At 61.5% G+C, this 25075-nt stretch carries 30 protein-coding genes; 13 read left to right on the top strand and 17 right to left on the bottom strand.

Features of this window, described 5'->3' with window-relative positions; genetic code table 11:
• The first annotated feature begins 10 nt into the window (after positions 1 to 10).
• The 3 genes from RVU70_RS09675 (at position 11) to RVU70_RS09665 (ending at position 3075) form a co-directional block, all read left to right on the top strand.
• Positions 11 to 736 carry a heme-copper oxidase subunit III family protein gene (locus RVU70_RS09675; protein WP_363345683.1) on the top strand — a complete coding sequence of 242 codons (726 nt, stop codon included), beginning with the start codon at positions 11 to 13 and terminating at the stop codon, positions 734 to 736.
• An 8-nt stretch (positions 737 to 744) separates the two neighbouring features.
• Entirely contained in the window at positions 745 to 1152 is a 408-nt protein-coding gene (locus RVU70_RS09670; protein ID WP_363345681.1) for a cytochrome C oxidase subunit IV family protein, read from the top strand.
• 315 nt (positions 1153 to 1467) lie between these two features.
• The gene (locus RVU70_RS09665; RefSeq protein ID WP_363345679.1) at positions 1468 to 3075 is read left to right on the top strand and encodes a Na+/H+ antiporter; all 1608 of its coding nucleotides are present in this window, start codon (positions 1468 to 1470) and stop codon (positions 3073 to 3075) included.
• 43 nt (positions 3076 to 3118) lie between these two features.
• On the opposite strand, the gene RVU70_RS09660 is transcribed toward RVU70_RS09665, so the two are convergent.
• Together RVU70_RS09660 and RVU70_RS09655 are read right to left on the bottom strand one after the other, a co-directional pair.
• Positions 3119 to 3499 (bottom strand): HMA2 domain-containing protein, encoded by a 381-nt coding sequence (locus tag RVU70_RS09660; protein WP_363345677.1) that lies wholly within the window; start codon positions 3497 to 3499, stop codon positions 3119 to 3121.
• A 97-nt stretch (positions 3500 to 3596) separates the two neighbouring features.
• Positions 3597 to 4169 carry a hypothetical protein gene (locus RVU70_RS09655; protein WP_363345675.1) on the bottom strand — a complete coding sequence of 191 codons (573 nt, stop codon included), beginning with the start codon at positions 4167 to 4169 and terminating at the stop codon, positions 3597 to 3599.
• Between the two features lie 321 nt (positions 4170 to 4490).
• Here RVU70_RS09655 and RVU70_RS09650 point away from each other — a divergent pair, with 321 nt between their 5' ends.
• Positions 4491 to 4850: a hypothetical protein gene (locus tag RVU70_RS09650; RefSeq protein ID WP_363345673.1), complete on the top strand. Its 360-nt coding sequence runs from the start codon at positions 4491 to 4493 to the stop codon at positions 4848 to 4850.
• Positions 4851 to 4903: 53 nt separating this feature from the next.
• Here RVU70_RS09650 and RVU70_RS09645 read toward each other — a convergent pair whose 3' ends face one another.
• The 5 genes from RVU70_RS09645 to RVU70_RS09625 all read right to left on the bottom strand — a co-directional run bounded on the left by RVU70_RS09645 (position 4904) and on the right by RVU70_RS09625 (position 12192).
• Positions 4904 to 5326 (bottom strand): universal stress protein, encoded by a 423-nt coding sequence (locus RVU70_RS09645; protein WP_363345671.1) that lies wholly within the window; start codon positions 5324 to 5326, stop codon positions 4904 to 4906.
• A 141-nt stretch (positions 5327 to 5467) separates the two neighbouring features.
• A complete protein-coding gene (locus RVU70_RS09640) occupies positions 5468 to 8050 on the bottom strand; it encodes a PAS domain S-box protein (protein WP_363345669.1) in 2583 nt (860 codons plus the stop codon).
• 19 nt (positions 8051 to 8069) lie between these two features.
• Entirely contained in the window at positions 8070 to 11375 is a 3306-nt protein-coding gene (locus RVU70_RS09635) for an NAD-glutamate dehydrogenase domain-containing protein (RefSeq protein ID WP_363345667.1), read from the bottom strand.
• Positions 11376 to 11411: 36 nt separating this feature from the next.
• Positions 11412 to 11822 carry an ATP-binding protein gene (locus tag RVU70_RS09630; RefSeq protein ID WP_363345665.1) on the bottom strand — a complete coding sequence of 137 codons (411 nt, stop codon included), beginning with the start codon at positions 11820 to 11822 and terminating at the stop codon, positions 11412 to 11414.
• 25 nt (positions 11823 to 11847) lie between these two features.
• On the bottom strand, positions 11848 to 12192 hold the full coding sequence (locus tag RVU70_RS09625; RefSeq protein ID WP_363345663.1) for an STAS domain-containing protein: 345 nt from the start codon (positions 12190 to 12192) through the stop codon (positions 11848 to 11850).
• A gap of 203 nt (positions 12193 to 12395) precedes the next feature.
• Between RVU70_RS09625 and RVU70_RS09620 the strand changes: the two genes are divergently transcribed.
• Positions 12396 to 13400 (top strand): metallophosphoesterase, encoded by a 1005-nt coding sequence (locus RVU70_RS09620; protein ID WP_363345661.1) that lies wholly within the window; start codon positions 12396 to 12398, stop codon positions 13398 to 13400.
• On the opposite strand, the gene RVU70_RS09615 is transcribed toward RVU70_RS09620, so the two are convergent.
• Both RVU70_RS09615 and RVU70_RS09610 read right to left on the bottom strand, forming a co-directional pair.
• Positions 13394 to 13882: a CDP-archaeol synthase gene (locus RVU70_RS09615; RefSeq protein WP_363345659.1), complete on the bottom strand. Its 489-nt coding sequence runs from the start codon at positions 13880 to 13882 to the stop codon at positions 13394 to 13396. The two genes, RVU70_RS09620 and RVU70_RS09615, sit on opposite strands and share 7 nt — an antisense overlap.
• Positions 13883 to 13928: 46 nt before the next feature.
• Positions 13929 to 14825, bottom strand: coding sequence for an aspartyl protease family protein (locus tag RVU70_RS09610; RefSeq protein WP_363345657.1), 897 nt, complete (start codon positions 14823 to 14825; stop codon positions 13929 to 13931).
• Positions 14826 to 14974: 149 nt separating this feature from the next.
• Here RVU70_RS09610 and RVU70_RS09605 point away from each other — a divergent pair, with 149 nt between their 5' ends.
• Entirely contained in the window at positions 14975 to 15448 is a 474-nt protein-coding gene (locus tag RVU70_RS09605) for a GNAT family N-acetyltransferase (RefSeq protein WP_363345655.1), read from the top strand.
• 19 nt (positions 15449 to 15467) lie between these two features.
• Here RVU70_RS09605 and RVU70_RS09600 read toward each other — a convergent pair whose 3' ends face one another.
• The 3 genes from RVU70_RS09600 to RVU70_RS09590 all read right to left on the bottom strand — a co-directional run bounded on the left by RVU70_RS09600 (position 15468) and on the right by RVU70_RS09590 (position 17360).
• Positions 15468 to 15695 carry a hypothetical protein gene (locus tag RVU70_RS09600; protein WP_363345653.1) on the bottom strand — a complete coding sequence of 76 codons (228 nt, stop codon included), beginning with the start codon at positions 15693 to 15695 and terminating at the stop codon, positions 15468 to 15470.
• A gap of 105 nt (positions 15696 to 15800) precedes the next feature.
• A complete protein-coding gene (locus RVU70_RS09595; protein WP_363345651.1) occupies positions 15801 to 16184 on the bottom strand; it encodes an HU family DNA-binding protein in 384 nt (127 codons plus the stop codon).
• Between the two features lie 192 nt (positions 16185 to 16376).
• Complete coding sequence (locus RVU70_RS09590) at positions 16377 to 17360, bottom strand: helix-turn-helix domain-containing protein (protein WP_363345649.1); 984 nt, start codon at positions 17358 to 17360, stop codon at positions 16377 to 16379.
• Positions 17361 to 17506: 146 nt separating this feature from the next.
• Between RVU70_RS09590 and RVU70_RS09585 the strand changes: the two genes are divergently transcribed.
• The gene (locus tag RVU70_RS09585; RefSeq protein ID WP_363345647.1) at positions 17507 to 17707 is read left to right on the top strand and encodes a hypothetical protein; all 201 of its coding nucleotides are present in this window, start codon (positions 17507 to 17509) and stop codon (positions 17705 to 17707) included.
• Between the two features lie 15 nt (positions 17708 to 17722).
• On the opposite strand, the gene RVU70_RS09580 is transcribed toward RVU70_RS09585, so the two are convergent.
• Positions 17723 to 18187 (bottom strand): NUDIX domain-containing protein, encoded by a 465-nt coding sequence (locus tag RVU70_RS09580; RefSeq protein ID WP_363345645.1) that lies wholly within the window; start codon positions 18185 to 18187, stop codon positions 17723 to 17725.
• A 102-nt stretch (positions 18188 to 18289) separates the two neighbouring features.
• Here RVU70_RS09580 and RVU70_RS09575 point away from each other — a divergent pair, with 102 nt between their 5' ends.
• Positions 18290 to 18862, top strand: coding sequence for a L,D-transpeptidase (locus RVU70_RS09575; RefSeq protein WP_363345643.1), 573 nt, complete (start codon positions 18290 to 18292; stop codon positions 18860 to 18862).
• 11 nt (positions 18863 to 18873) lie between these two features.
• Here the strand turns inward: RVU70_RS09575 and RVU70_RS09570 are convergent, their stop codons facing one another.
• Entirely contained in the window at positions 18874 to 19935 is a 1062-nt protein-coding gene (locus RVU70_RS09570) for a trypsin-like peptidase domain-containing protein (RefSeq protein WP_363345641.1), read from the bottom strand.
• A 365-nt stretch (positions 19936 to 20300) separates the two neighbouring features.
• Between RVU70_RS09570 and RVU70_RS09565 the strand changes: the two genes are divergently transcribed.
• Positions 20301 to 20570: an usg protein gene (locus RVU70_RS09565; protein ID WP_363345639.1), complete on the top strand. Its 270-nt coding sequence runs from the start codon at positions 20301 to 20303 to the stop codon at positions 20568 to 20570.
• 214 nt (positions 20571 to 20784) lie between these two features.
• Positions 20785 to 21045 (top strand): hypothetical protein, encoded by a 261-nt coding sequence (locus RVU70_RS09560; RefSeq protein WP_363345637.1) that lies wholly within the window; start codon positions 20785 to 20787, stop codon positions 21043 to 21045.
• A 171-nt stretch (positions 21046 to 21216) separates the two neighbouring features.
• On the opposite strand, the gene RVU70_RS09555 is transcribed toward RVU70_RS09560, so the two are convergent.
• The 3 genes from RVU70_RS09555 to RVU70_RS09545 form a co-directional block, all read right to left on the bottom strand.
• Positions 21217 to 21459, bottom strand: coding sequence for a hypothetical protein (locus tag RVU70_RS09555; protein ID WP_363345635.1), 243 nt, complete (start codon positions 21457 to 21459; stop codon positions 21217 to 21219).
• A 96-nt stretch (positions 21460 to 21555) separates the two neighbouring features.
• Positions 21556 to 21777: a hypothetical protein gene (locus tag RVU70_RS09550; RefSeq protein WP_363345634.1), complete on the bottom strand. Its 222-nt coding sequence runs from the start codon at positions 21775 to 21777 to the stop codon at positions 21556 to 21558.
• Between the two features lie 106 nt (positions 21778 to 21883).
• Positions 21884 to 22300: an Lrp/AsnC family transcriptional regulator gene (locus RVU70_RS09545; RefSeq protein WP_363345632.1), complete on the bottom strand. Its 417-nt coding sequence runs from the start codon at positions 22298 to 22300 to the stop codon at positions 21884 to 21886.
• A gap of 137 nt (positions 22301 to 22437) precedes the next feature.
• Here RVU70_RS09545 and RVU70_RS09540 point away from each other — a divergent pair, with 137 nt between their 5' ends.
• The 3 genes from RVU70_RS09540 to RVU70_RS09530 all read left to right on the top strand — a co-directional run bounded on the left by RVU70_RS09540 (position 22438) and on the right by RVU70_RS09530 (position 24921).
• Entirely contained in the window at positions 22438 to 23496 is a 1059-nt protein-coding gene (locus RVU70_RS09540; RefSeq protein WP_363345630.1) for an ornithine cyclodeaminase, read from the top strand.
• A gap of 22 nt (positions 23497 to 23518) precedes the next feature.
• Positions 23519 to 24391, top strand: coding sequence for an arginine deiminase-related protein (locus RVU70_RS09535; RefSeq protein WP_363345628.1), 873 nt, complete (start codon positions 23519 to 23521; stop codon positions 24389 to 24391).
• A gap of 203 nt (positions 24392 to 24594) precedes the next feature.
• On the top strand, positions 24595 to 24921 hold the full coding sequence (locus tag RVU70_RS09530) for a hypothetical protein (RefSeq protein ID WP_363345626.1): 327 nt from the start codon (positions 24595 to 24597) through the stop codon (positions 24919 to 24921).
• Positions 24922 to 25075 lie beyond the last annotated feature (154 nt).

The following is a 25075-nucleotide window of genomic DNA, read 5'->3' as shown; positions in this document are numbered from 1 at the left end:
GGAGAAGCGCATGACCGTCGATCCTTCCACTCTGCCGCTGGGCGCCAACGCCTCCCGTCCGACCGGGCTCGACGGCCTGGTCGCTGACTGGTCCTCAGATCAGCGCTCCTTCAAGAGCGCCTCCTGGGGAAAGGCGATGATGTGGATCTTCCTGGTCAGCGACACCTTCGTTTTCAGTTGCTTCCTCATTTCTTACATGACCGTAAGAATGTCCACGACCGTCGACTGGCCCAACCCGAGCGAAATCTTTGCCCTCAACATCGGCGGAAAGAGCATCCCCCTCATCCTCATCGCAATCATGACCTTCGATCTGATCACCAGCTCCGGCACGATGGCGATGGCCGTCAACTATGCCTATGCGCGGCAGAGGCGGAAGGCGGCGCTGCTCATGTTGATCACCGCGGTCTTTGGCGCGGCTTTCGTTGGCATGCAAGCCTTCGAATGGACGAAACTCATCCATGAAGGCGTCCGCCCTTGGGGCAATCCCTTCGGCGCGGCGCAATTTGGCGCCAGTTTCTTCATGATAACCGGCTTTCACGGCTTTCACGTATCGGTGGGCGTCATCTTCCTGCTCATCATCGCGCGCGCGGTCTGGCGCGGCGACTACGACCGCGAAAAACGCGGCTTTTTCACCAGTCGAAAAGGACGCTACGAGATCGTCGAAATCATGGGCCTCTACTGGCATTTCGTCGATCTCGTCTGGGTGTTCATCTTTGCGTTCTTCTACCTCTGGTGAGGGCGATCATGACCTACGATGCAAAACGGAGCGCCGGGCTCGTGAATGAACCTCATCCCCCGACAGAGGACGCAGACGCCACGGCTCCACAGAGCGCCGCTGCGGTTCATGGAGAGCAGCACCCGATCGCGCTTTACCTTCTCGTTTGGGTGCTCCTGTTTGTTCTGAGCGCCTGTTCGTACATGGTCGATTACTTCAACTTCCAAGGCTATCTGCGGTGGGGGTTGATAATATTCTTCATGCTGTTGAAGGCTGGATTGATCGTCGCCGTGTTCATGCACATGGCGTGGGAGCGCCTCGCCTTGGTAAGCGCCATACTGATCCCGCCGCTTGCCGTTCTCGTCTTTGTCGGCACGATGGCGTTTGAGGGCGACTATACGAACCTCACGCGATTGATGTTTTTCGGAGCAGGCTGACTATCGTCTGGACGCGCGCCTGAGCAGGCGGCTCCGGCGCTGGAAGGTAGCCAAACGTCATTCGATCGCCAAGAAGCGCGTCCCGAGGCGCGCGCTTCTTGTCTCGTGAAGAACGCCGCGGTCCCTGGCATATGACCGGCCTTAAAGGAACCATTGCTTGGCTGGGCGATCCACGCGCCCGTCGCGGCGAAGCGACTCTCGCGAGGTCTCGCCAGCGCCATCTCCCCAGCGGGCTCACGCCGCGCATTGCTCGATCACACAGCCGCACTCATAGTACGCGGATGGAGAGTTCCAGACTCGCAAATTGGTTCGATTATGACGTCATCCATCCAAACGCTCATCCTGTTGCTGGCCGTTGTTGCGGCAATCGCAATCATCGCTGACCGCACGAGGATACCCTCGGCGATCCTTCTGGTGCTGACGGGCGTATTGCTTGCGCTCATGCCCGGGCTTCCGGCGATCGAACTTGCGCCGGAGTTCGTGTTGCTGTTTGTTTTGCCGCCCATTATCTACACTTCCGCCTTCAATATGAGCTGGCGGGAGTTTCGGTTCAATTTGAGGCCGATTGCGTCTTTGGCGGTAGGGGGCGTCGTCTTCACCACGGTTGTCGTCGCCGCGGCGGCGCATTGGCTGATGGGCCTCGACTGGCCGGTGGGCTTCGTGCTGGGAGCCATTGTCTCGCCGCCCGACGCCATTGCGCCGCTCTCCATCGCACGCCGGATGGAGTTGCCGCGACAGATTCTCGTCATTCTGGAAGGCGAAGGCCTGGCGAACGACGCCACCGCGCTCATCCTCTATCGTTTCGCCATCGCAGCCGTAAGCGCCGGCGCTTTTTCCTTCGGTCACGCCGCCGAAACATTCGCGGCGATCGTCGCCGGCGAAATTGTCTGGGGCGTCGGCGTCGGATGGACGACGCTGCGACTGAGACGGTGGGTAAGAAATCCGCTGATTGAAATCTTGCTTTCCCTTCTCACGCCCTTCGTCGCCTTCTGGCCGCCTGAGCGGCTCGGCGGCTCGGGCGTTCTGGCGACGGTGACGGCCGGGCTTTATGTCAGTTGGAATGGCCCGCAGCTGATCAGCTCGGCCACGAGGTTGCAAGGCGTGTTTTTCTGGGAGTTTTTCGTTTACGTGATCGAAGGAATGGTGTTCCTCATTACGGGACTTCAAGCGCGCGCGGTGCTCGATCGAATCGGCGATTACGAGACGGCGCAGTTGGCGATCTCCGCCGGCGTCATCGCCAGCGTCCTGATTGCGGCGCGCTTCATTAGCATCTTCCCCGCGACCTATATCCCGCGATGGCTAGTTCCCGCGCTCAGTAGAAGGAGCCCTGCGCCACCATGGCAATGGTCCGTCGTGTTGGCTTTCACAGGCGTGCGCGGCGTCGTCTCCCTCGCGGCGGCGCTCGCCATTCCTCTTGCAACTGCCGCCGGACGGCCGTTTCCGTTTCGAAACCTGATTCTGTTTCTGACGTTTTCGGTCATCCTGCTGACCCTCGTCGGGCAAGGCCTCATGTTGCCTTGGCTCATCCGCGCGCTTGGGCTCTCTCATGCCGGACGGGCGGAGCGCGAGGTCGAGAGAAGCGAGGAGCATGAGGCGCGCGCGGAGGGCGTGAAAGCAGCAATCGAGCGGCTGGACGCGCTCGCGGCCGAACGCAACCTCTCAGCGCAAATGGTCGACGCCGTGCGCCATCAGCATCGAGAGCGGCTCAAACATCTGCAAAGCAGGAGCGACCGCGACGCCGTCGCAAGCCGTCTCGGCGCGACCTGTGATGAGGTGGAAAGCCTTCTGATCGACGCCGAGCGACTACGCGTCAACGAACTCTTCCGCAGCGGCGCGTTGCGCGACGAGGCGCGGCGACGCATCGAGCGGGATCTCGACATGCGTGAGGCCCATCTTGCGCAACAACAGCGCCCGGAGACTTAAGCCCGCCACGGGCGCGCCAGCACGGCTGCCCCCCGGCCGTCGTCTAAACAAGAAGCTTGAGCAGCGACCATGCCGAGCGATCGATGAGATGCTTGACCGCGGCGGATGCGAGGGCCTCGCCAAGAGCGGAGGCGGCGCTTGTGACGGTCGCTTCCTTCAGCCTGCAAGGGACGCCGGATTCAGCGCTCGACGGGTCACCGAGATAATCGAGCTCACGTAACCTCTCCCAGAACGTGCCAATTTCAAAGACATCACGTTGGTAGTAGATCGTGACGCTGCCGGTACGCGGGTTGAGCGAGGCGGAGTCGACCCCCGGGATCGACAAAAGCTCGGCATTTAGCGACGCGACCGCGCTCAAATCGCCCCGGAGCCTTTCGAGACAAACGCGAAGGCGCCCCGGGACATGGTGCAAGTGAAGAAGCATTGACCTGCGCATCTCGATGGTTAGCGAACGCCCCCCGTAGCCTCGCTATATTGCATTTGGATGACTGGGCGCTTTACGGTCGCGTTCACGCTGAAGATCACCTCGATCCGGCGATGGCTCTACAGCTAAAAAGAACGACTTCGGCTTCCCGTTTCTCCGCTCCCGCGTAAAAGCCGGCGACAGCGGCCTTGGGCGCTCTCGCCTCGATGAAGAAGTCTTCCTTGTGGCGTCGCTCGCCCAAAGGCTCGCTCACCTTCCAGGACAGTGCGACCCGGGTCTGATCGTCCCGGCCCCTATAGAGGCTGAGTATTTCAGGCAGGGCGATCAACGCCGCTGCATCGTCATGCGTCATGTAATCGATGCGCCAATCCGGGCGCCGTCGGCCAAGCGTCCAAAGGTAACGTCCGTGAGGCGGCTGTTCGAAGCTTCTCCAATGGAGGTGAAAGGCGCGCCAAAAAACCGCGGCCGGCAGCAGCGCCTCGATCGAGAGAAAACACCAGGGCTTTTCCATCGACGTGTAACAGCCCAGCATGCGTTCCAGTTCGTCCAGGATATGTGCGTCGTCGGCCTTGAGCGCGCAGAGCCTGGCCAAAGTTTTCTGGCGCTCGCTCAGCCCCTCGAGCCAAGCCGCGCTGGTTCTGGTCCCGCCTGCCGCGCCTGTGCCTGGCATCGCCGCATTTCTCTCTCGGTGAGCACGTCCCATCTATTCGGCTCACATGACGAAACGCCGAATCTCGCGAGATTATTTCGTCATGAGAATCACGAAGACTGCGGCCTGTGTCGAAAAACGCCGTGGGAGACCACCGTCGATGATGAAAGCGCTCAATAGACTGACTTACGAGGCATCGTCCGAGCTCATCTCAATCATTCTCGGTGCTCCCGCGGGGCTCTTGAGCGCCTTGTATCAGCGCTACTTTCGCGGCCCTTAGGGGGCGCGGTGCGCCCAGGACCCTTGTTCGTTTGATCTCGAGAAGAAAAGAGTTGGCGCGAGATGGGCGGTCCAACGACGATAGGCCTGCACACCGTCACCTTGCTTGCCTTGGCGTCCGAAGCGGCCAAAAGAGGGATTTTGGGAGAACGGACGCGTTCCGCTTATGCCAGGCTCAGAGAGAAAGTTGCGGCTTGGGCAAACAGCGACGCGGCGGCGTTGGAGGAAGTCCATATCCCCGACTTGCTAAGGAGCCGGATCATCGACACGATTGAGGTGCAGCCGAAAGATGATCGCCTGGCGATCAGGAACATGGCGAGCGCCTTGGCGCAGTCGCTCCGTGACGACGTGCTTCGCGGTTCGCTGGGAATTAGCCTTCGCAGATTGGAAGAGATAGACGGTCAACTCAAGACGTTCACTTGAAGGGGGCCGAGGGTTTGGGCCAATTAACAAGCCGATCCGCAAACCAGGCTCAGCTATCGCAGCACCAAGACTGAACAGGTTGCATGGCGAACGATGGCGCTCGCGTTGGAACCGATGAGGAAGCGCTCCATTCCTGGACGATGGGAGCACAAGACGATCGCGTCACTCCCCCAACTTTCTGCCTCGTTGAGGATCGTCTGATAGATCGGGCCGAAGCGAAGAACTGTCGATATGCGCTCTGGAGGCCGGTCGATATCAGCCGCGATGGCGGCCAGTTCATTCTCGAGAGCCCGGCGCGTCGCCTCGTCGAAATCTCGGGGGATGTAATCCAGAAACGTCACAGGCACCAGCGACTGAACATTCACGAGCCTTAAATCGGAATCAAAAGCTTTGCCGAGAGCCTCCGCGTAGCGGACGGCGTGGTTGCTCATCTGAGGTTCGGAGAGATCGAGAGGAACAAGTATTTTCGTGAACATTTCGCGCGTCCGGTTTGAGCATTGCCGAAGCCTGGTCGTCTCATCAACTCCTTTTAACACGGAGCCGAAGCCTGATGTTCCGACAGAACGCCCGCGTCGATATGCCTCCGCCTCAGCATCGCCACCCGAGGCGAGACCGTCTCACTTGACCTCCAGGACCACCATGGCCAAGTCGTCACTCAGTTGCGCACGACCGCAAAAGCTGCTGACGTCGCTCAGCAGCGCCTCGATAATTGCCTGAGGTTCGAGTAATCTGCTTGTTTCAAAGCTTTCGCAGAGGCGCTCCAGACCAAAAAACGCGCCGGATGCGTCTTGCGCCTCCGTCAAGCCATCCGTGTAAAAAAGAAGCTTGTCGCCCGGCGCAAGCATGAGGGTCTTCTCTTCAAAAGAAACAGTGCGCCGCGCTCCGAGAACAAGGCCGTCGGCATCCAGCGTTCGACACGCACGCTCTCCCTCGCGCAGCCACAGAGCGGGATTATGGCCTGCATCGGCGAATTTAAGCGTGCGCGTTTCTGGATCGAACCGACAGAAAAACATGGTTATGAATAGCTCAGAGCGCGTGAGGTCTTCATGCAGAAGACCGTTGAGGTCCTGCATGATCTCACTTGGACCAGCGTATGCGCTTTGCCGGCAACGCGCGCGCACCATGCTGCGGACCTCTGTCATGATCAACGCGGCTCCGACGCTATGTCCAGAGACATCGGCGATAACGAGGTCGATTCCGCCCGCATTCTCAAAATAGTCGAAATAATCCCCGCCAACGTGCGTGGCCGGCAGACAGACCCCGATCACTTCGGCGCGGGCTGCATGCAAGGGACCGCTTGGCAAGAGCGATAATTGGATCTGCTTGGCGATTTCGAGGTCGCGCCGATTTTGTTCGGCGCGCCGCCGCTCCGTTACGTCGGTCTGCACGCCAATATAGTGCGTAACTTCACCTTTTTCGTCGGGCACGGGAGAAAGGAGAAGTTCATTCCAGAAAGCCTCTCCATTCTTGCGGTAGTTTTGGAGCGTGACTTCACAACTCTGACCGGTCGCCAGGGCGTCTCTGATTTTGACGAGAGCGGCAGGATCGGTGCCGGGCCCCTGCAGCATATGCATGCCGCCTTTCAGCAGCTCTTCCTGGCTATATCCTGTAATGTTGGAAAGCGCCGGGTTCACGTAAATATTCGGGTTCCCGGGCGCTCGAGCGTCGGATATTACAATGCCGACATGCACGGACTCCATGGCGCGGTTTCGAACACGGAGTTCATCCTCGGCCTTTTTTCGCGCCGTTACGTCCCGATCCACCCCGCGCCATTTCACGAGGCGCCCTCTCCTATCAAAAATTGGCGCTCCGCTGGACTCCGTAAAGACGCGCCGCCCGGCCTGATTACGATAGCAGTTGACGACGCGATAGAAAGGTTGCGGCAAAGCCTTGGAAAGAAAACTCGCGCTGGCTTCGTCGGCGAACAAGTCCAGGTAGCGCTTTCCGATGATCTGCTGCGGCTCCAGACCAAGTATGTCTCGCACCGCGTCACTGCTATAAATATAGCGTCCGTCCGGGTCCTGCTCCCAGAGCCATTCCCCAACCATCTCCGCGACTTTACGAAAGCGCTCCTCGCTCAAAAGAAGCGCCTCCTTGTCCCGTCGCTGTTCAGTGACGTCCTGCTGAAGCGCCAGGTAGTGTATGATGTCTCCCCGGGGGTTGCGAATGGGCGTGATTATTTCAAACGCCCAATAGGTTTCTCCCCCCTTTTTCCGATCCTGGATCTCCCCTCGCCACTCTCCACCGCTTCTTATTGTCTCCCAGAGACGCTCATACTGCCGCTTTGGCGTATCGGGACTCTGCAGCATCCTGGGATTTTTGCCGATCACCTCCTCCTCGGCGTAGCCGGTCAACTGCACAAACCGGCTATTCACGTATTGAATCTTCCCCTCCGGGCTCGCGATCATGACAGCGACCGGGCTTTGCTCGACCGCGGCCGACAGCATCCATAGGCGTCCCTCGACCATCTTTGCGCGCGTGAGGTCATGCGTAACGCCGACAAAGAAGCGACGGCCCTCGAGCCAGACTTCGCCAACGGAGAGGTACATTGGAAAAACGGACCCATCCTTTCGCCGTCCTGAGACCTCACGACCCACGCCGATGATTTTCCGCTTCCCGGTCTGTCGATAGGCTGAGAGGTAACCATCGTGCTCCTCCCGGTATGGAGAAGGCATCAGAACGTTCACATTTGCCCCGAGCACCTCCGCGGCTTCAAAGCCAAACAACGCCTCTGCGCCTGCGCTGAAAAACAGAACCTTTCCACTTTCATCAATGAGAACCAAACCGTCGGCCATCGAATCGAATATGGCGCCGAGCTTTGTCTTCATATCGTCTAAAGCGGCCTTCTCCGTCGCCGAAACGTCTTCCGGTCGCAACTTCAATAGCATTCCCGCCTCGCCATTCGGGCCGAGGCGATAGATGGCGCATAAGGCGTCCACCTGCGTTTCATCCTTGCGCGTAATGCGAATGCCGATCCACTGGCGACTTGGCGCCAGTCGCCAGGCGAGCGAGCCATTCCCTTGGCTCGCGCGTGTTTTCGGCTTACCGGGAAAGGGACGCCCCAACAGCTCATCCCGGCGATAGCCAGTCATTCGTTCTGCTTGCTCGTTCACGGCTTGAACGCACCCGGCCGCGTCCATTAAGCAAGCCCCCTCGGTGCTGACGCCAAGGAGAAGATGAACAAGCGAGTGATCATCCACGAGCGAGCCTCCATCCGATCTACGCGTAAGCTCTCGTCTTCAGCCTATCGAAGGCCTCGGCAAAGGACTCGAGTTCAACAAGGAATAGGGCAAAAGGCGCGATCGTCGTCGGGGCCGCGCTGAGGACTTCCTCGCGCAGCCGAACATGCCGCAGGAAGCTCGAACGCAGGTCGGGAATTTCCAGAAGCGTCTCCAATTCATTTGCGCCAAAATGCAACACAATCGCAGCAATTCGAGCTGGGACCGCGCGGAGGCGTTCTTCGAGGGTCTGCTGCAGCTGTCCTTCCCACGCATCCCGCGCCGTGAGCTTTGCGAGAAGAACAGCGATCTGCGCGAGCCCCAGGCGCTCGACGATACGGTCGAAAACCTGCGTCGCCACGGCAATGTCTTTGCCTGCTCGTCGCGCAAGATCCACCATGAAGGGAAATTCGCGCATTCGGGCGCCAAAGATTTCGGTTTCGACGTCGCCGCTCTCATCCTTGCAAACCGCGGCTTCGACGACGCTTTGAAAGCCGACAAAGAATTCTTTCAAATAGTCTCGCCATTCCGCAACGACCTGCTCCTGCGGCCGAAGGATGTAACCGCGCTGAAGCGCCCAACGACACATATAGATCAATGTGTCTTCTAATTGTTGAAGACAAACATATTGACGCTCAGAGGTCATCCGATCGCTCAAGTCGCGTATCGCTCTGCGCCACCGCGCTCCCTCGAGGATCTCGTCAAACGTCAGGTAGATGCCCACTGCGTCCACAAGCACCCCAGGAGCGGCCGTTTCATCGAACAATAGGAAGCGCGCGCCCGACTGGTCGATAACCTTGTTACAAATCACCGTAACGGCAATCTCTCGTCCGAGTGGATGCGAGTGAATTTCCTTCTCCCACATCCGCCGCATCGACAGGGGAAAGTAGGCTAACAGGAAGGCGCTTGCCCAATTCTCATCGAGAAAATCGGGCGCCTCCAGAAGAGCGCGCTTCAGCGACAGTTTCGCATGCGCCATCAACAAAGCCAGTTCCGGCCTGGTAAGCCCCTTCTCCGCCCTCGCCTGAATCTCCTTGAGGCGTGGGATTCTCCCGTCCTGACGATCGAGTCGGCCCGCAGCTTCGAGCCTGTCGGCAAGATCCATATAGGAGGAGACATCTGCCGCAGAGCGTCGGCGCTCCAGCGACAGGCAAAGGCTTTGATGATCGCTGTCGTCGAGTACGTCGGAACAGACCTCGTCCGTTGTGTCCGCGAGGCGGCGATGCGCTTGGTTCGGCTCGGCGTCCGACGAGGCGCCTCCCGACGCCAAGACGATCTTGAGATTCACCTCGTGATCCGAGAGATCCACTCCCGCGGAATTGTCGATCGCGTCGCTGTTGATTTGGCCGCCCTTCAACGCAAATTCTACCCGCGCCTGCGGCGTGAACGCGAGATTTGCGCCTTCGCCCGCCACTTTCGCGCGTAGCTGATTAGCATCCACTCGAGCGCCGTCATTCGCCTTGTCGCCGACGCTCTCATCCGTCTCAAAACTTGCCTTCACATAGGTGCCAATCCCGCCCATCCACAAAAGGTCGACCGGGGCCGTCAGCAGGAGTCTGATCAAGGCCTCGCCATCGACAAGGCGATTTCTGGCCTGCAGGAGGGCTCGCGCTTCCGGACTGAGTTCGATGTCCTTGGCGTCGCGCCGATACACGCCGCCGCCCATGGAAATTTTGGTTCTGTCGTAATCATTCCAGCTGGAGCGCGGCGTTTCGTAGAGCCGGCGTCGCTCGGCGTATGAAATCAAAGGGTCCGGGTTGGGATCGATGAAGACATGCTCGCCGCTGAAGGCGCCCAGCAGCCGGATGTTGGTTGTTTCGAGCATTCCATTTCCGAAGACGTCTCCATCCATCGAACCTACGCCGACCACGGTGAAGGGCTGGTCGTCGATATTGCGGTTGAGTTCTCGAAAGTGGCGACGCACGCAGACCCAGGCCCCACGGGCGGTAATTCCGAGCCGCTTGTGGTGAAAACCGTTCGAGCCCCCCGTCGCAAAAGCGTCGCCGAGCCAGAATCCGCGCGCTAAGGAGATTTCGTTTGCAATATCGGACCAGGTCGCCGTCCCCTTGTCAGCTGCGACGACGAGATAGGGGTCCCAGTCGTCATAGACGACCATTCCAGCCGCTTGCCGATCGTTCCGATAATCCGTGTTGTCGGTCAAATCCAGGAGGGCGCTGATAAACTCTCGATAGGCGGCCTTTCCCGAAACCTCCCGTTCCGGACCATCGCCCACCGTGCGCTTCAAGACGAAGCCGCCCTTCGCGCCCTGCGGGACGATCAACGCGTTCTTGACCATCTGCGTTTGCATGAGATCGAGGATTTCCGTGCGGAAATCATGCGTCCGGTCCGACCAGCGAATCCCGCCGCGCGCGACTTTCGCCCCCCGCAAATGTATCCCCTCGAATGACGTCGAGTGGACGTAAATTTCCAGCGCAGGCTTTGGATGGGGCGCGCTGATCACGCCCAAACTGTCTATCTTCAACGCTATTGTTTTTTCCGTAATATAAAAGTTCGTCCGCAGCGTCGAGTCGATCAGATTGAAGACATCGCGCAGGATCCGGTCGTCCGTAACATTGACCACTTGATCGAAGGCGTCGACGAGGCTCTGCCGGATGTCAGCCAAAGCGTCCAGCGATCCTCTCATGGGCCCATCCGGCCGAAAACGCGCCTCGAAATAGGAAAGCAACAGCCTGGTGATGGCGCTTTGGCCAATCAGCGCTTCATAGAAGCGGGATCGGCCAATTCTGCCCTCGAGCTGAAGGTAATAGTTACAATAGGCGCGGAGAAGATCGACTTCCCGCCAGCCTGCTCCTGCACGCACGACGAGTTGATTTAAGGAGTCGTCCTCGGCGTCTCCGCGCAGAAGGGCGCCGAAGGCGGCGAGAATTGCTTTCTTGTATTCCCGCACTTTCTCATCGCCGGTCGGCTGGATGCGGAAACTTCGAATGTATCGGCGGCTTGCCCCGACCATGACGGTAAACTGGTTTTGATCCAGAACGGGAAGACCGAGGTTGCGCAGCAGCGGCATGAGTGCGTCAAGGGCGCGGGGCTTTGCGCTGAAGATTCGCAGATCAAACGATCGGCCCCCGTCTTCCTGCGGGGAAGCGGGAGTCAAGTCGCAGAGATCAGGCCGCGCCGATCCGTCGACAAGGCCCAACAAGACCAGATCCCTGGCGGCGCGCCGGGGAGGCGTAATGGCGGCGTAGCTGCTTGGGAAGCAAACATCCGACGGAACAAGGCGAGCGGTGAGACCGACTCTTTCAGCGGCTCTGGCGATGAATTTCTGCAGATAGATTTCCCGATTCATCGAGAGCGCTTTCCGCGGTCCGTTCAACGGGACGTTTCACTTCAGCGTCTTGTGCATTTCGAGAACGTTGCCGTCTTCGCTTGGGTGATACACCACCGAATCCATGATATTTTTTATAAAAAATATGCCTCTGCCGCGCTCGTTGAGCTGGTCGATCGCGGGCGTCGGCAGACTCGAGATGTCGAAACCCTGCCCATGATCGTAGACCCGTATCCGCAACTCCTTGTCTTCGATCGATAGACAGACCTTCACGGTTTTGTCCGGTCCCTCATCGCCTCCATATTCGATGGCGTTCGCGACGGCCTCCGTCAGGACGAGGTTGAGGTGATAGGCGAGCATATCGGGATCGTGGTCGTTCGTGTCCAACTCTTTGGCGATTTGCTCGGCGATATTTCCAATCAATCGCAGATAGCGCGTTTGATTTGGAACAACGATGTCGACGTTCATGTTGGTCTCGGACATGGCCGCATCGCTAAGTCACGCTGTGGCTGCTGATCGCCTCCTGGAGGCGCGGATAGATTTCGAAGACGCGGTTAAGTCTCGTCAGCTCGAACATCGAGCGCACACGAGGTTGCAGGCCCGAAAGAATGAACGATCCCGAACGCTGACTGGCGTTTTTATAGCCGGAGAGCAGCGCGCCGAGTCCAGAGCTGTCGATGAATTTGACGTCCGCCAGATCGACAACGAGACGACGACCGCCTTCTTCGAGCACTCGCAGGATGCGGTCCTTCAGCTCGCTCGAGTTATGAGCGTCGAGGCGCTCCTCCTTGACAGCGATGACGACTTGGCCACTGTGCGTCTGGGTTTCAAGTTTCATGGTTTCAGCCGAGGGAGCGGTTTTCCGAACGGTATTTGCTTAGCTAGTTCGGCCTTCGAAGAGGTCAATGCCGAACCCTTGCGGGCGCCGCCTGCGCTGATCCGCGCCAAAGACGCGCATTAGCGCGTCCCTGGGCCCTTGGTTGGCAAAAAATCTCGCATCGGGAATCGATCAGGGGTCAACTTTGCCGTATGATGGCCCGAATGGATGATCCCTCCCCGCCTCGCAGCATGAACTCGCCCGTTTTTCTCGATTGTGACGAAGTCAAACGAAGATTGGACGCTCGGCTCGGGCCCGTGCACGCCAGGCAGCGGCTCGGCATCGAAAGAGACCATGAGGCGCAAGCGTTCGGACAGGGTCTGACGCTGCTTCACATGGAGAACCTGCCGTTCTCGCATGCCGTAATCGAGGGCGTGCTCCGCCTTACGGGCATGTTTTGGGTGGGGCGTCACAATGCCGCCAGGGTTCGCGTCCTGACGCACGAAGTCGTCTCGGATCGTCTCCCTGCGTCGTTCGACGGGTACACGATTCTTCACCTGACGGATCTTCACTGCGACATGAACCCGCGCGCCATGGCCAATATCGCGCGGTTGATCGACGGTCTCGATTACGATCTCTGTGTCTGGACAGGCGACTACCGTGGTCAGACGTACGGCGATTATAAGCCCTGCCTTCAGGGTTTGCTTCGCCTCCGGGAGGCGATCACGACGGATGTCTATGCGGTGCTCGGGAACCATGACACAATATGCATGGCGCCCGACATGGAGCGGATGGGCGTGAGGGTGCTGCTCAACGAAAATGTGAGCATCGAACGTCGTGGCGCACGCGTTTATCTGGCGGGCGTCGACGACGCGCACTTCTACCGGGTGGACAACATCGAGAAGGCCGCCGCCGACCTTCCCGACGAAGATTTCTCGATCCTGTTGTCACACACGCCGGAGATCTACAGGCAGGCGGCGCATGCCGGATTCAGGCTGATGCTGTGCGGCCACACCCACGGTGGACAAATATGTCTGCCGGGTGGCATACCGCTGACGCTTGACGCAGCTATCCCCAGACGCCTCGGTCGCGGCGCATGGAAATTTGGCGCGATGACGGGCTACACGAGCGTCGGGGCGGGCTCCTCGATCGTGCCAGTGCGCTTCAACTGTCCGCCGGAAATTACCTTGCACCGTCTCCTGCGACGGAACGTTTCGCCATCTCAATAGGGGCGGTCCTTGATGTTGAGGGCGTAGAGCAGGCGTGAACCAGCGAGTTCCGCAACGAAAAACAGACCGACCACCGCCACAACGTCCGCGAAGGACAGGGTGATCGCCGGCGGGGCGAAAAGAGCAGGCAGCAGGGCTTCCGGAATCTGGTCCAGGCCCAGCATCTGGTCGCTCGGCGCCGCGCCTCGACGCCGCTTGATGAAGCTCGAGAGAAGATCTCCCAACATGGCGAGCGTGGCGATGAGCGCGCCATCGCCTCCGCTCAGACCAATCAATTCAGCGGCCGCTACCGTCGCCAGAAGACTCGTGGCCAAGCCGCGAAAGGTCTTCGAGGAGCCGAAGATCGAGCGGCCGTCGGAAAAACGCGAGTGGCCGTCGACGGGCCAGGCGAAACGCTCTCCGATCAACCGTTTCGCCAGAACTGGCGCGCCATTGGCGACGGCCAGCAGGAACAGCATTTGAGCGATGGCGGCGAAGTTCATGCGATCTTCCCGGACTGCTTGCTTCCGGCGCCCGACTGCTCTCGGCTCATGGCTTTCTGGGTCGGGCGATCCAGCTAGCCTGCGTCGGCTTCGTAAAGTCGAGCGCCCAGTTGAACCTGCTCAATATATTGACCCCTAGCACGAACGCCGTCTGCGGGCCGAGCGCCTCGCGCAGCGCGCCAAAATCATAAACAAGGGCGTGGACGTTGCGCAAAACGCGCCCGTCGCCGAGATCGAGCGTCTTGATTTTGTAAATTCGAGATACGGCTCCGCCGCCACTCGCCTCGCTCGCTTTGAACTTGCTCTCCACCGGCGCGAAAAGGCCCCTGTGCCGTTCGACGAATTGCTGGTCGACGGCTGAAATTTCCGCGCCTGTATCAAAGAGGCCGAGCGATTTGGCGGTCCCTGCGCGTATCGAAATTCCGACGAGCCGCTGGTCGGGGCCGAGCGGCTGAAAGAGAACCGGTCGTCCATCCATTTGAGGACCGAAGAAGACCATTTCGCGACGCTCGAAATCCAGCGTAAAGCGGGCGCCTTTGAAGAAGTCGAGCCCCAGCAGATCGTCGCCGTCGCTGGCGGCGCAGCGCGTGACATCGTATTTGGCTCTCGCGATGTTGTTTCCCTGCTCGGCCTTGAGCGCTACATTGGTCGCTTGCACATCCTCGCAACGCGTCACTTTTCCCAAGGCGCCAGTCGAGTCGCTTTGACCCAGGATCGGCAGGTCCTTATTCCACGGCGCAAGCTTGATGCGGCTCGTCGACGCGCCGGTGTCTAGCCGCATTGCGCCCATGACGTTGCCGAAGCGGACGGGGACATAGACGCGGCCGCCGCCATGGGCAGCCTGCGTGAGCGTGATTGTGACAGTCGATGAGCCTTCGCCGGCGCGCGCCGGCGGCGCGGCGGCGACAAGCAGAAGAAGGGCAAGACGTTTGAGGGCTGTCATCTTTGCTTGCAAGCTCCTGGTAGGCGCGCCGAGTGAGTCTGGCGGCCGAGGCGCCGCGTCGCAAGCTCGAAAGTCGCTGGAGTTACGCAAATATGGGGGCAGCCGTGATGAATGTCCAAGAGGGCCAACGCCGGCCGATGTGGCGGCCAATGTCGCCATCCGACCTTCCCGCCGTCTTTCGTATCGCCGATGCGTTGCATCCCGACGCGCGTGAGCGGCAGGCGGTCTTCGAGGAAAAGCTGCGCCTTTTCCCCGGCGGCTGCTTCGCTTTGGAGGACGACGGCGCCGTGCTCGGATACGCCATCTCTCACCCATGGCTGCGCGATGAGGTCCCGCCGTTGGACGCCTTTCTGGGCAAGCTCCCCGACGCGTCGGATTGTCTCTTTTTGCATGATGTCGCGATTGTCGCCCGCGCGAGGGGCTATGGCTCCGCAGCCGACTTAATCGAGCGTTTGACCGCGATCGCGCAACGCGCGCAACTGGGCGCCCTCGCTCTCGTGGCTTTATATGGGTCGGATAAATTATGGGGACGGCTAGGCTTTTGCGCGCGTCGGCCCGCTGGGCTTTGTCGCACATTGGCGAGCTATGGGGTCGCTGCGGTCTACATGATGAAACGGCTTTGATCGACCACGCGTCTAATGTTCAGTGCGACGCGGTTGTATCCGAACGCGTTGCAGCGCCGCTGATGAACAGGCAACCGAACAGCGCCAGGGCGCCCCACGCCGCCAAAAACGGGTGTCCCATCTCGAAAAGCGCCAAAAAGCCCATCGCCGCCGCCACAAGAATTGCAATGGCGTAGATTTGCTTCGTGCGCCGGGAAATGAAGCTTGGGGTAAATTCGTTTTGAGAACTGTTTACAATATAAGCCATCTCGCTCCCCTACGCGCCGCCAAGCTCGAGCGTGCTTTAGCAGGCTCCTGTTAACGCCTTACTTTCAAAATCGTTCCGCCGACGCGAAGAGCCGTCTCGGCGCAGTCAAGCGTCGTCGGTCGGGTTCCCCGTCGAGACGGCGGCTTTGAGATATTTTGAAGCCCTGAAACTCACGACCTTGCGTGGCTTCACAAGCGCAAAGTCGCCGGTCCGGGGATTGCGGCCTTTCCGCTCCTTTTTCTCGACAATCACGAATTTGCCGAAGTTGCACAGAGTGACGCTCTCGCCCTTGATTAAGGTCTCCGCGATTTCATCGAGGACCTGGTCTACGAGCGCGGCGGCCTGACGATGGGCCAGCCTGTCGCACGCCAGGAAAAGCGACCGCGCCAGTTCACGCCTTGTCACCGTATGGCGATCATCGCCTGGCTGCTCGGGATCGTCCGGGGCGGCCGGCAGGCGATCATACATCCGCTGCACATCATTCAGCATCCACGTCAACCCTATCTGAGCCCCATCCTTTTGAATGGCGCATACCAACGATTCTGCCTGCCCTGATGATAGGATAGCTCATAAAATTCAGGGTCGTCCTTATCCATTTTGCGTAAAGTATAGCTTACGCTGATAAGCCGCCCGATAGTTTGATATGCAACCATCCTTACGGATGGGCATGTTGCGCCTTTCTTAGGCGGAGCCGGGGGAAAGTTCGACAGACGGCAACACCCCGAACATGTCCCGGTAATGACCGGCAAATCGTCCGAGGTGATTGAATTCGTAGGCTTTAGCGACACGCCCGACGCCGCGGCCGGCGGGCCGCCGCCGCAGAATGGCGTGAACCTGCTGCAGACGGATCAGCCGCTTCAGCGCCGTGAAGCCGAGACCGAATTCGTCCTGCAAGGCGAGCTGAATGCTGCGACGCGAACATCGCAGCCGGACGGCCGCGTCATCCAGCGAAAGCCGGCGAAGACCGTCGTCGAAGGGCGTCTCCCAAAGCAGATTTTCGACCATGAGCGCAAGCTCGCGCCGGCGTTTTACGCTGGTTTGCGCCGCCGAGCGGTCGTCGCCGAGGATGTCGCGGATCAGGGCGGCGCTCGTCTCGACAACCGCCTCCGCCTCCAGCGCAGGCGGCCAGGCGCGCGTCCACGCCCCCTTTTCTCTGGCCCGCTCGAGCAGACCCCGCGCGCTGCGTGCGAGCGCGCGCCCCCTTTGCGTAACCGGAGAAAGCAGCGTCTCGAGGCCGAGCGGGCCCTCCATGCGCCGCCGCAGCGCTGGCAGCGCCTCTTCCGTGACGACGCATCGCGCGACCGCGGGACTGAAATACAGCGCAACGGCCGAGCCAGGCCGATTCGCCGCCACATCGAGTCGGCTGCCGCCATAAGCAATCGCCATGGCCTCGCCACTGACGCGGTTGCCCAGGACCCTGATCTCTTCGGCCCTCAGGAAGACGATCTTCAGCGCGCCGGGGCTGATGCGCCCGTCAATCCGGACCCCTCCGGCGCGCAGGCGTATTTCCTGAACCGAGACGCCGCGCGAGAGCGCCAGATAGGCGCGCGTCAGATCCAACGCGCCGGCGTGGAGGCGATAAATTCGCGGACGCCCCTCTTTCACGAGAGGCGCCGCCGCCGTCTCCCGATGCGCCACGGAGGTCGGCTCGACCGCTCTGTTCACTGCCCGAAATCCGCCTGAAGCTATATCTTGGCCATGGTAGTCGGGAACAAGCGTTAGCGCAACAATAAGCGCCGCGCCGCAACGCTGGGTTTTGGCGTCCGGGCGCGCCAGATGGCTTCTGAGCCCCTCGAACCGGGAGGATGGCCATGCCTCGGCCTCGGGTTTGGCGGAACGCCTTTCTGACGCTCATCGGGATCGCACTCGCCTTCGCCGCCTGGACCAACCGCTACGAGCCGGCGGCGTCGCCCTATCTCCACCGCAACCGCTTCACGGGGGCGGAGTGCCACCGCGGACTGGAGTGCTGGACGCCGCGTCCCGCGCGCATTTGGGTCGAGCCCGGCAAATAGCCGAAGCCTGCGCGCTCAAGAGGAGGAGAGAAGGCGCGCCAGGCCCTCCAGAACGCCTCGCTGGCCCTTGACGACCTTTTCCAAGGCCTCCGCGAGACCGAACCACGCCGCCCGGTCGACCTCGGGGATGTCGATCAGCCGCCCGCTCTTTAGCGGCCATTCGATCTGGCACGCGTTGCTGCGCAGTTGCGACGGATCGACGTCGCCCTCCAGGGCGAAGGCCAGCACGCGCTTGCCGCTCGGCTGTTTGAACTCCCCCAGCGCCGTCAATTCGCCGGCGACGGAAAAGCCCGTCTCCTCGACGAATTCGCGCCTTGCCGCCGCCTCCGCGGCCTCCCCCTCGCCGATCTCCCCTTTCGGGATGGACCAGGCGCCCGAGTCCTTGCGCGCCCAGAAGGGTCCGCCGGGATGCACGAGCAGAACTTCGGGTCCGCCGGCGGCGCGGCGATAGAGCAGGACGCCGGCGCTTCGTTTCGCCATCGCTGGAGCTTCCTTGTTTCTGATGCGTCCCCGTCGGACTGCGGCCGCAATTCTTTCCGCAAAGTGACATCGGGGGGTAGCGGCGCATTGAAAGGCGAACGAATGGCGCAAGCGCGCGTGATTTTCCTGCTCGGTTCTCTCGTATTCTCGGCGGGCGTGCCGGCGACGGCCCTCTGCGGTCCACTGGATCGCGGACCCATCGCCGATTTCCTCACGATTTTTCGCCAGCAGTCGATCCCCAAGCAACTCGTCGTCTGGCGCCATCCAGACTTTAAGGCGGGCACGGTCGTGGTCTCGACCAAAGAGCGGCGGCTTTACTACGTGCTCGGCGGCGGGCGGGCGATCGAATATGGCGTCGGCGTCGGCCGCGAGGGCTTCACCTGGTCGGGCGTAAAGACGGTCTCGCGCAAGCGCGAATGGCCCGATTGGCGGCCGCCGGCGCCCATGCTGAAGCGGCGCCCCGATCTGCCCCGCCACATGGCCGGCGGCATTGAGAATCCGCTCGGCGCCCGGGCGCTTTATCTCGGCTCCAGCGATTATCGCATCCATGGCTCAAACGAGCCGGACACCATCGGCGCCGCCGTCTCGTCCGGCTGCATCCGTATGACCAACAATGACGTCATCGACCTTTATTCGAGGGTCAAGGTCGGAACAAAGGTCGTCGTGCTCAAATAAGGCTCGAACTCTTAGCGGGTTCGCGTGACGTCCGTTTCCGCCGCTTTCTGGCGCGCCGCCTCGATCCGCAGTCGCGCCTGCATCGCCGCGTCGCGGCGGCGGAAGCGGACGTCGATTTCCGTCCCAGCCGGCGTGACGGCGAGCAGCGTGCGCAACTGTGCGGGCGACGCGATCGTCCGGCCGTCGACGGCGCCGATGACGTCGCCTTTGGCGAGCCCCGCGATGGCCGCGGGCGACGCGGGTTCGACGGCGACGATCTCGGCGCCGGGACGGCCGCCCGCCGGCGCGCGGATCGACACGCCGATCTGGCCGCGGCGCACTTCGCCGGTCTCGACAAGCTGGGTCATGATCCGGCGCGCCATCTCGATGGGAATGGCGAAGCCGATGCCGTGGCTCGCGCCGGACTTGGACAGGATCGCCGTATTGAGTCCGACGAGCCGCCCGTCGAGCGTCACCAGCGCGCCGCCGGAATTGCCCGGATTGATGGAGGCGTCCGTCTGGATGAAATCCTCATAGCCTTCGATGCCGAGGCCGGTGCGGCCCATCGCGGAAACAATGCCGGAGGTGACGGTCTGGCCAAGGCCGAAGGGGTTGCCGACCGCGAGAACGAAATCCCCGACCTCCAGGGCGCGGCTGTCTCCGATCGGCACGGCGGTGAGATTGTCCGCCTTGATCCGCAACACCGCAACGTCTGTCGCTTTGTCGCGCCCGACGAGCTGCGCGCGGAAGCGGCGGTCGTCTTTCGTCGTGACCTCGATCACTGAGGCGCCCCGAACCACGTGTTCGTTGGTGAGAATGAGGCCGCGGTCCGCGTCGACGATAACGCCAGAGCCGGCCGAAGTGGTCTCCCGTTTCAGACGCGTGTTGGGGATGTCGAAAAACTCCTCCAGCACCGGATCGACGACGGTCGGAACCTCGACGGATTCGATCCGCTTCGTAGCGATATTGACCACCCCAGGGGTCACCGCGCGCACGACGGCGGCGACGGAGGCCTTCTGGCTCGGCGGCAGGGCCCCGGCGGAGACGGGCGCGGAACAGATCAGCAGGAACAAGGAAAAGAGGCGCAGAATCATGGGCGTCAGGCTTTCGGGGCGCCTTGGCCAAAAGATGGCGCCCGTCGACGCGGGGCGTCTGAGTTTGCGCATGGTTAGAAATCCGTTCCGGCTCCAGAGAAGCAAAGCGAAAGAGTGTGCAAAAACCGTCACCAGGCGCCCCCTGTTCGCAACTCGCGGCGGGAAGGAAAGCTTTGGGACGCGCGATCGAGGTAGGCGGGCGCGCATGCGGGTTCAAGGACCAAGGCTGGCGGGAAAAATCATCACTCACCCGTCTGTGCTGCTAACAGTTTGTATTATTACGGATTTCTTGGCGCGGGAGTTGCTTCTCCAACGCAACGGCCACAAAATTTGCCGAGGCGTTCGAAGAGAAAGGAGACCGGCACATGGCGTCCCGCGCGTTCCGTTTGCAGATGCAGGGCTACGGGCTCACCACAGCCAATATTTTCTATCGCTTGCCCGATCATCCAAACATCATTCAGTCCTACATCTGGCAGGAGTACGATCTCCATCCGCTTTTTCCGGAGCTGAAGAAGTTCCTCGATTTCTGGGCGCGCAGCCTCGACGGGCCGCTGCACGGCGTGACAGTGGCGCACGCGCAATTAATCCGGCCCGCGGAGATGCGGCTGATCAACGGCGAGTTTAGCCTGCATTGATTCGCAGATAGGGTTGAGCAGCGGTTAAATGCGGCGTTCCACGGCCTGTCCCGCAGCGGGACCGGCGGGACGGGACCAAGACAAATGCGGCACGAATCAGGGACGGACAAAATGCCGCGTCGATTCGTTAAGAAAAGCCTAGCTTCCCGCGCTGGCGGAAGCGACGCCTCTGCGCCAGAATGCCTCGCCATTTTTGGCCCAGGGAAGGACAAGAATGAAAAAGGAAACGATCAACGGGGCGACCCTCGCCGTCGCCGCGGTCTCCATCGCGCTCGCCGGCGCGGCGCCGGCGGCGAAAGCCGAGACGACAGCCGCGCGCGTGCACTGCCTCGGCGCCAATGGCTGTCAGGGCAAGAGCGACTGTCACACGCCGAAAAACGCCTGCAAGGGCAAGAACGCCTGCAAGGGACAGGGCTGGCTCTACAAGGAATCGGCGCAGGCCTGCGCCGACGCCGGCGGCAAGGTCATGGATTAGCGATTTTGCAGAAATACGGAGCGGCCGTGAAAGGGCCGCTCCGTAGCTTTCCTATCCCGCCGCCGCTCCGCACGCGGGTCCTTAAAAATCGTGCGGTGCGCCGGACCCGACGCCGCCCCCGCCAACGGCGATCGTCTCGCGCGTGCGTTCACCCTCCGCGCGAAAAACGCTTTACCGGCAGAGCGCGCGATAGCGTTGGCAATTGCCGCGGCCGACTTCGCCGAGCTCGTCTTTATACAGGCAGGCGCGCCTGAGCTCTCGACAGTCCGGTCCGTAGCCCCAGCGGCCCCTGCCATAATCGCCGCCACGCGCCTGGAAGACGGTCGCGCCAATCCCTGTGTCGATCGGAGTCGTCGCGGCGGCAGGCAACGTGAAAACGGCGGCGAGACACGCCGCAAGGATGTAAGCACGCATCGGTTCCTCCATGTTCCCCCGCCCCGAAGGCTTCGGGCGAGGCAAGGACCGCTTGCCTGCGCCAAAGATGTTAGGTCTTCGCCCAAGTGGTCGAATTCAGCGACGCGCCCTGAACTGGCGCTGACAAGCTTTGGAGAGCGCGCCCATGTGCTGCTTCAGGCACTTCTCGACCGCGATGGCGTCGGGCTCGGCGGCGGCGCAGAGCCTGTGGGAGTCACGTTCGCAGGCCGCCCTCTGCTTGGCCGTGCCTTGCGCGATCGCCGGCGTGATCGCCGCAAGGCCGACCACGGTCGAAACGACGAGGAAGAGCTTACCCATGACGACTCTCCAAGAGACGGGCGCGGCCGCGTCGGGGCCGCGCGACGAATCGCAACTGGATCGGCGTGGGAGGAGATCAAGCGCAGCGGCGAGCCCCTGAAAAGGTTCAGGCCGGCGCGAGCAACAGGCTCGTCTCGCTCCGCTCGATGCCCTCGATCTGACGCACCTTGGACAGAACGCTGTCGAACTCTGTCAGGCTCGCCGTCTCGATTTCGGCAATGAGGTCGAAGGCGCCGTTGGTGCTGTGCAGGGCGTGAATCTGCGGCAGGCCGCGAAGCGCCTGAACCACGCGGCGCGTGTTCTTGCCGGAGACCTCGATCATCATGATGGCGCGAATCCGGTCGCTTTCAGCGCCGGTCTTCACGCGCACCGTGAAGCCGAGGATCACTTGCGACTCGATCAACCGGTTGAGCCTGTTCTGCACCGTGCCGCGCGAGACGCCGAGCCGCTTCGCCAGGTCGGAAAGCGACGCCCGCGCGTCGGTTCTGAGGGCGGAGATCAGCTGATGGTCGAGATCGTCCATGGCGCCGGCTCTGTCATATCGGCAGAAAAATAGCGCAATTCGTCCAAAAAACTACCGTTTTTCCGACAGCTTTGCGATTTCAGTCAGCGGCGCGCAGCCCTAGATTGCTGAGAGGTCAACAAGCTGGGAAGCGGGAAATGGTTGCCTTTCTGAGCGCGCGAGACGTCGCCCAAGCCGTCAATCGACTGGGGGCGAAGGCGTTTTGGCCGCGCCTCGTCGATTATCTGCGCGAGGATTTCAAAGCCTGGAGCGCCTTCGACAAGTCGCCGCGCTTCGCCAGCCATTCGCCGGGCGGCGTCATTGAACTCATGCCCGCCGGCGACAGCCGGACCTTCGCCTTCAAATATGTCAACGGCCATCCGGGGAATACGCAGCTCTGCCTGCAAACCGTCGTCGCCTTCGGCGCGCTCGCCGACGTCGCGACGGGTTATCCGATCTTCCTGTCCGACATGACCCTGGCGACCGCGCTGCGCACGGCTGCGACGTCCGCGCTCGCCGCCAGCCATCTGGCGCGCCCCGAGAGCCGCACGATGGCGCTCATCGGTCTGGGCGCGCAATCCGAGTTTCAGGCTCATGCGTTTCACGCCATTCTCGGCGTCGATCGCCTGCGCATATTCGACATCGACCCGGAAGCCTTCGAAAAATTCGAGCGCAACATGGCGGGCTCCGGCGTCGCCCTTACGCGTTGCGACAGCGCGCGTGACGCCGCGCGCGGCGCTGACATCGTGACGACCGTCACCGCCGACAAAAGGCGCGCGACGATCCTGACCGCGGACATGGTCGCGCCGGGCGCGCACGTCAATGGGGTCGGCGGCGACTGTCCCGGCAAGACGGAACTCGCGCGCGACCTGCTGCTGCGCAGCGAGATCTTCGTCGAATATGCGCCGCAGACCCGCATCGAGGGCGACATACAGCAGCTGCCCCCCGATCATCCGGTGACGGAGCTTCATGACGTCCTCGCCGGGCGCAGGAGCGGCCGCACCTCGCCGGACGCGATCACGATCTTCGACAGCGTCGGCTTTGCGATCGAGGATTTCTCCGTGCTGCGCCTCCTGCGCGACCTCGCGCGCGAAACCGGCGTCGGAAGCGAAATCGAGCTGATCGCCGCGCCGGTCAACCCGAAAGATCTCTTCTCACTTCTGCGGCCGGAATCGGCGCCGGCCGTTCGCCGCGAAGCCGCACGGCAGGGACACTGAGCTTAGAGGGGCAGTAAACAAAATGAACCTCCACATCAAAACGCTCGAAAATGACGCGCGGCGGCGGCGCGCGGCCCATGCGTCGATCTTGATGTGCGCGCCGCATCACTTCGGCGTCGATTACATTATCAATCCGTGGATGGAGAACCAGATCGGCCGCACGGACGTCTCGCGCGCGCGCGACCAGTGGGACAATCTGCGCCGCCATCTCTCCGGTTGCGCCAATCTCGCCTTCGTGACCGCGGAATCTGGTCTGCCGGACATGGTCTTCACGGCCAACGCCGGACTCGTGCTGGACGGCGTCGCGGTCGTATCGCGTTTCCACGCCAAGGAGCGTCGGCCGGAGGAAGGCCTGTTCCGTCAATGGTTCGACCGCCAGGGCTTCGAGATTGCGGCCTGGCCCGAGGATGTGGCTTTCGAAGGCGCCGGCGATGCGCTGCCGGACCGCGCCCGGCGGCTGATCTGGTGCGGCCATGGGTGGCGCTCAAGCGATCTGGCGCCGCGCCTGATCGAGACGATCTTCGACTGGCGCACAGTCGGCCTTAAGCTCGTCGACCCGCGCTTCTACCATCTCGACACCTGCTTCTGCCCGTTGCCGGACGGATCGCTGATGTATTATCCCGCGGCCTTCGACGAGGCGTCGCTCGCCGCCATCCGCGCCGTCGCGCCAGCTGAAAAGCGCATCGAAGTAAGCGAGACGGACGCGCTTGGCTTCGCCTGCAACGCGGTCGAGGTCAGTGGGCGGATCTTCTTGAACGCCTGCTCGGACGCGCTCAAGACGCGCCTAGCGGCGGCGGGATTTGCTCCGATCGTGACGCCGCTTTCGGAGTTTCTGAAAGCCGGCGGCGCAGCCAAATGCCTCACGCTCGAGCTGAACGGCGGCGCACTGTCCTGAGCATAGCCTCCCGAGCGCCGAACCGCCCGCCGCCCCGCGTCTTGCGGCGGCGGGCGTATCCTTGCTCATATGCCGACGTGAGATTGACGCGCCGCTTTCCAGAAACCGTCCAGACACGACGGGGAAAAGATCGGGCGGTTTAGTGGCGGTTTCCCACGGAAGCCATCTGGCTTGCGTCGACACGACCTTACCGAGAGAGCGCCTTGCCGACCGAATCGCGCATCGAGGCGGCGAACGAAGAGATGGCCGCCATTGCCGACGTCGACGCCCCGCCCAGCGATCGACGTGAGCGGCTGCGTGCGATATGGCAGCCAATCATCCAGGGCCTTGTCGATCTTTCCGAGCCGCCGTCGGCCCGGGACGGAGCAGACCCCACTTACGTCGGCTTCACATCGGATACGCATCGGCAGGTGTTCTTGGAAAAGGCGACGTCGTCGAACGGACTGGTCTATCGCAAGTTCGTCGTGCGCCGATCCGAGCCTCGCGGACCGCTCGCCCAGCGCGCGCCTTTGGACCATAAGAAAATTTAAATCCACTCGGTGTTACCGTACGGATGGTTTGATGCGGCCGGCGCGATGAGCCGGGGCATGAGGCATGACGCCGCCAGACCAAATGCCGACATGACGTCGCTTCCTCCCAAGAAAGGAACCGCCACGCCGTTCGTTCGGATGCGGGCGCTACGCC

Source organism: Methylocystis echinoides (assembly GCF_040687965.1).
GTDB classification, from domain to species: Bacteria; Pseudomonadota; Alphaproteobacteria; order Rhizobiales; family Beijerinckiaceae; genus Methylocystis; species Methylocystis echinoides_A.
The sequence above is the reverse complement of the archived record's forward strand: the minus strand, read 5'-3'. Positions and strand labels throughout refer to the sequence as shown.

What these genes read in the sequence shown, in the direction of transcription:
- RVU70_RS09555 (WP_363345635.1), bottom strand. Translation starts at nt 21,459, where the DNA reads ATGCGTGCTTACATCCTTGCGGCGTGTCTCGCCGCCGTTTTCACGTTG.
- RVU70_RS09595 (WP_363345651.1), bottom strand. Translation starts at nt 16,184, where the DNA reads ATGCTGAATGATGTGCAGCGGATGTATGATCGCCTGCCGGCCGCCCCG.
- RVU70_RS09650 (WP_363345673.1), top strand. Translation starts at nt 4,491, where the DNA reads ATGGGCGGTCCAACGACGATAGGCCTGCACACCGTCACCTTGCTTGCC.
- RVU70_RS09540 (WP_363345630.1), top strand. Translation starts at nt 22,438, where the DNA reads ATGGTTGCCTTTCTGAGCGCGCGAGACGTCGCCCAAGCCGTCAATCGA.
- RVU70_RS09665 (WP_363345679.1), top strand. Translation starts at nt 1,468, where the DNA reads ATGACGTCATCCATCCAAACGCTCATCCTGTTGCTGGCCGTTGTTGCG.
- RVU70_RS09565 (WP_363345639.1), top strand. Translation starts at nt 20,301, where the DNA reads ATGGCGTCCCGCGCGTTCCGTTTGCAGATGCAGGGCTACGGGCTCACC.
- RVU70_RS09605 (WP_363345655.1), top strand. Translation starts at nt 14,975, where the DNA reads ATGTCGCCATCCGACCTTCCCGCCGTCTTTCGTATCGCCGATGCGTTG.
- RVU70_RS09535 (WP_363345628.1), top strand. Translation starts at nt 23,519, where the DNA reads ATGAACCTCCACATCAAAACGCTCGAAAATGACGCGCGGCGGCGGCGC.
- RVU70_RS09630 (WP_363345665.1), bottom strand. Translation starts at nt 11,822, where the DNA reads ATGAACGTCGACATCGTTGTTCCAAATCAAACGCGCTATCTGCGATTG.
- RVU70_RS09670 (WP_363345681.1), top strand. Translation starts at nt 745, where the DNA reads ATGACCTACGATGCAAAACGGAGCGCCGGGCTCGTGAATGAACCTCAT.
- RVU70_RS09660 (WP_363345677.1), bottom strand. Translation starts at nt 3,499, where the DNA reads ATGCTTCTTCACTTGCACCATGTCCCGGGGCGCCTTCGCGTTTGTCTC.
- RVU70_RS09585 (WP_363345647.1), top strand. Translation starts at nt 17,507, where the DNA reads ATGCCTCGGCCTCGGGTTTGGCGGAACGCCTTTCTGACGCTCATCGGG.
- RVU70_RS09580 (WP_363345645.1), bottom strand. Translation starts at nt 18,187, where the DNA reads ATGGCGAAACGAAGCGCCGGCGTCCTGCTCTATCGCCGCGCCGCCGGC.
- RVU70_RS09620 (WP_363345661.1), top strand. Translation starts at nt 12,396, where the DNA reads ATGGATGATCCCTCCCCGCCTCGCAGCATGAACTCGCCCGTTTTTCTC.
- RVU70_RS09550 (WP_363345634.1), bottom strand. Translation starts at nt 21,777, where the DNA reads ATGGGTAAGCTCTTCCTCGTCGTTTCGACCGTGGTCGGCCTTGCGGCG.
- RVU70_RS09575 (WP_363345643.1), top strand. Translation starts at nt 18,290, where the DNA reads ATGGCGCAAGCGCGCGTGATTTTCCTGCTCGGTTCTCTCGTATTCTCG.
- RVU70_RS09635 (WP_363345667.1), bottom strand. Translation starts at nt 11,375, where the DNA reads ATGAATCGGGAAATCTATCTGCAGAAATTCATCGCCAGAGCCGCTGAA.
- RVU70_RS09655 (WP_363345675.1), bottom strand. Translation starts at nt 4,169, where the DNA reads ATGCCAGGCACAGGCGCGGCAGGCGGGACCAGAACCAGCGCGGCTTGG.
- RVU70_RS09600 (WP_363345653.1), bottom strand. Translation starts at nt 15,695, where the DNA reads ATGGCTTATATTGTAAACAGTTCTCAAAACGAATTTACCCCAAGCTTC.
- RVU70_RS09545 (WP_363345632.1), bottom strand. Translation starts at nt 22,300, where the DNA reads ATGGACGATCTCGACCATCAGCTGATCTCCGCCCTCAGAACCGACGCG.
- RVU70_RS09645 (WP_363345671.1), bottom strand. Translation starts at nt 5,326, where the DNA reads ATGTTCACGAAAATACTTGTTCCTCTCGATCTCTCCGAACCTCAGATG.
- RVU70_RS09570 (WP_363345641.1), bottom strand. Translation starts at nt 19,935, where the DNA reads ATGATTCTGCGCCTCTTTTCCTTGTTCCTGCTGATCTGTTCCGCGCCC.
- RVU70_RS09560 (WP_363345637.1), top strand. Translation starts at nt 20,785, where the DNA reads ATGAAAAAGGAAACGATCAACGGGGCGACCCTCGCCGTCGCCGCGGTC.
- RVU70_RS09615 (WP_363345659.1), bottom strand. Translation starts at nt 13,882, where the DNA reads ATGAACTTCGCCGCCATCGCTCAAATGCTGTTCCTGCTGGCCGTCGCC.
- RVU70_RS09675 (WP_363345683.1), top strand. Translation starts at nt 11, where the DNA reads ATGACCGTCGATCCTTCCACTCTGCCGCTGGGCGCCAACGCCTCCCGT.
- RVU70_RS09625 (WP_363345663.1), bottom strand. Translation starts at nt 12,192, where the DNA reads ATGAAACTTGAAACCCAGACGCACAGTGGCCAAGTCGTCATCGCTGTC.
- RVU70_RS09610 (WP_363345657.1), bottom strand. Translation starts at nt 14,825, where the DNA reads ATGACAGCCCTCAAACGTCTTGCCCTTCTTCTGCTTGTCGCCGCCGCG.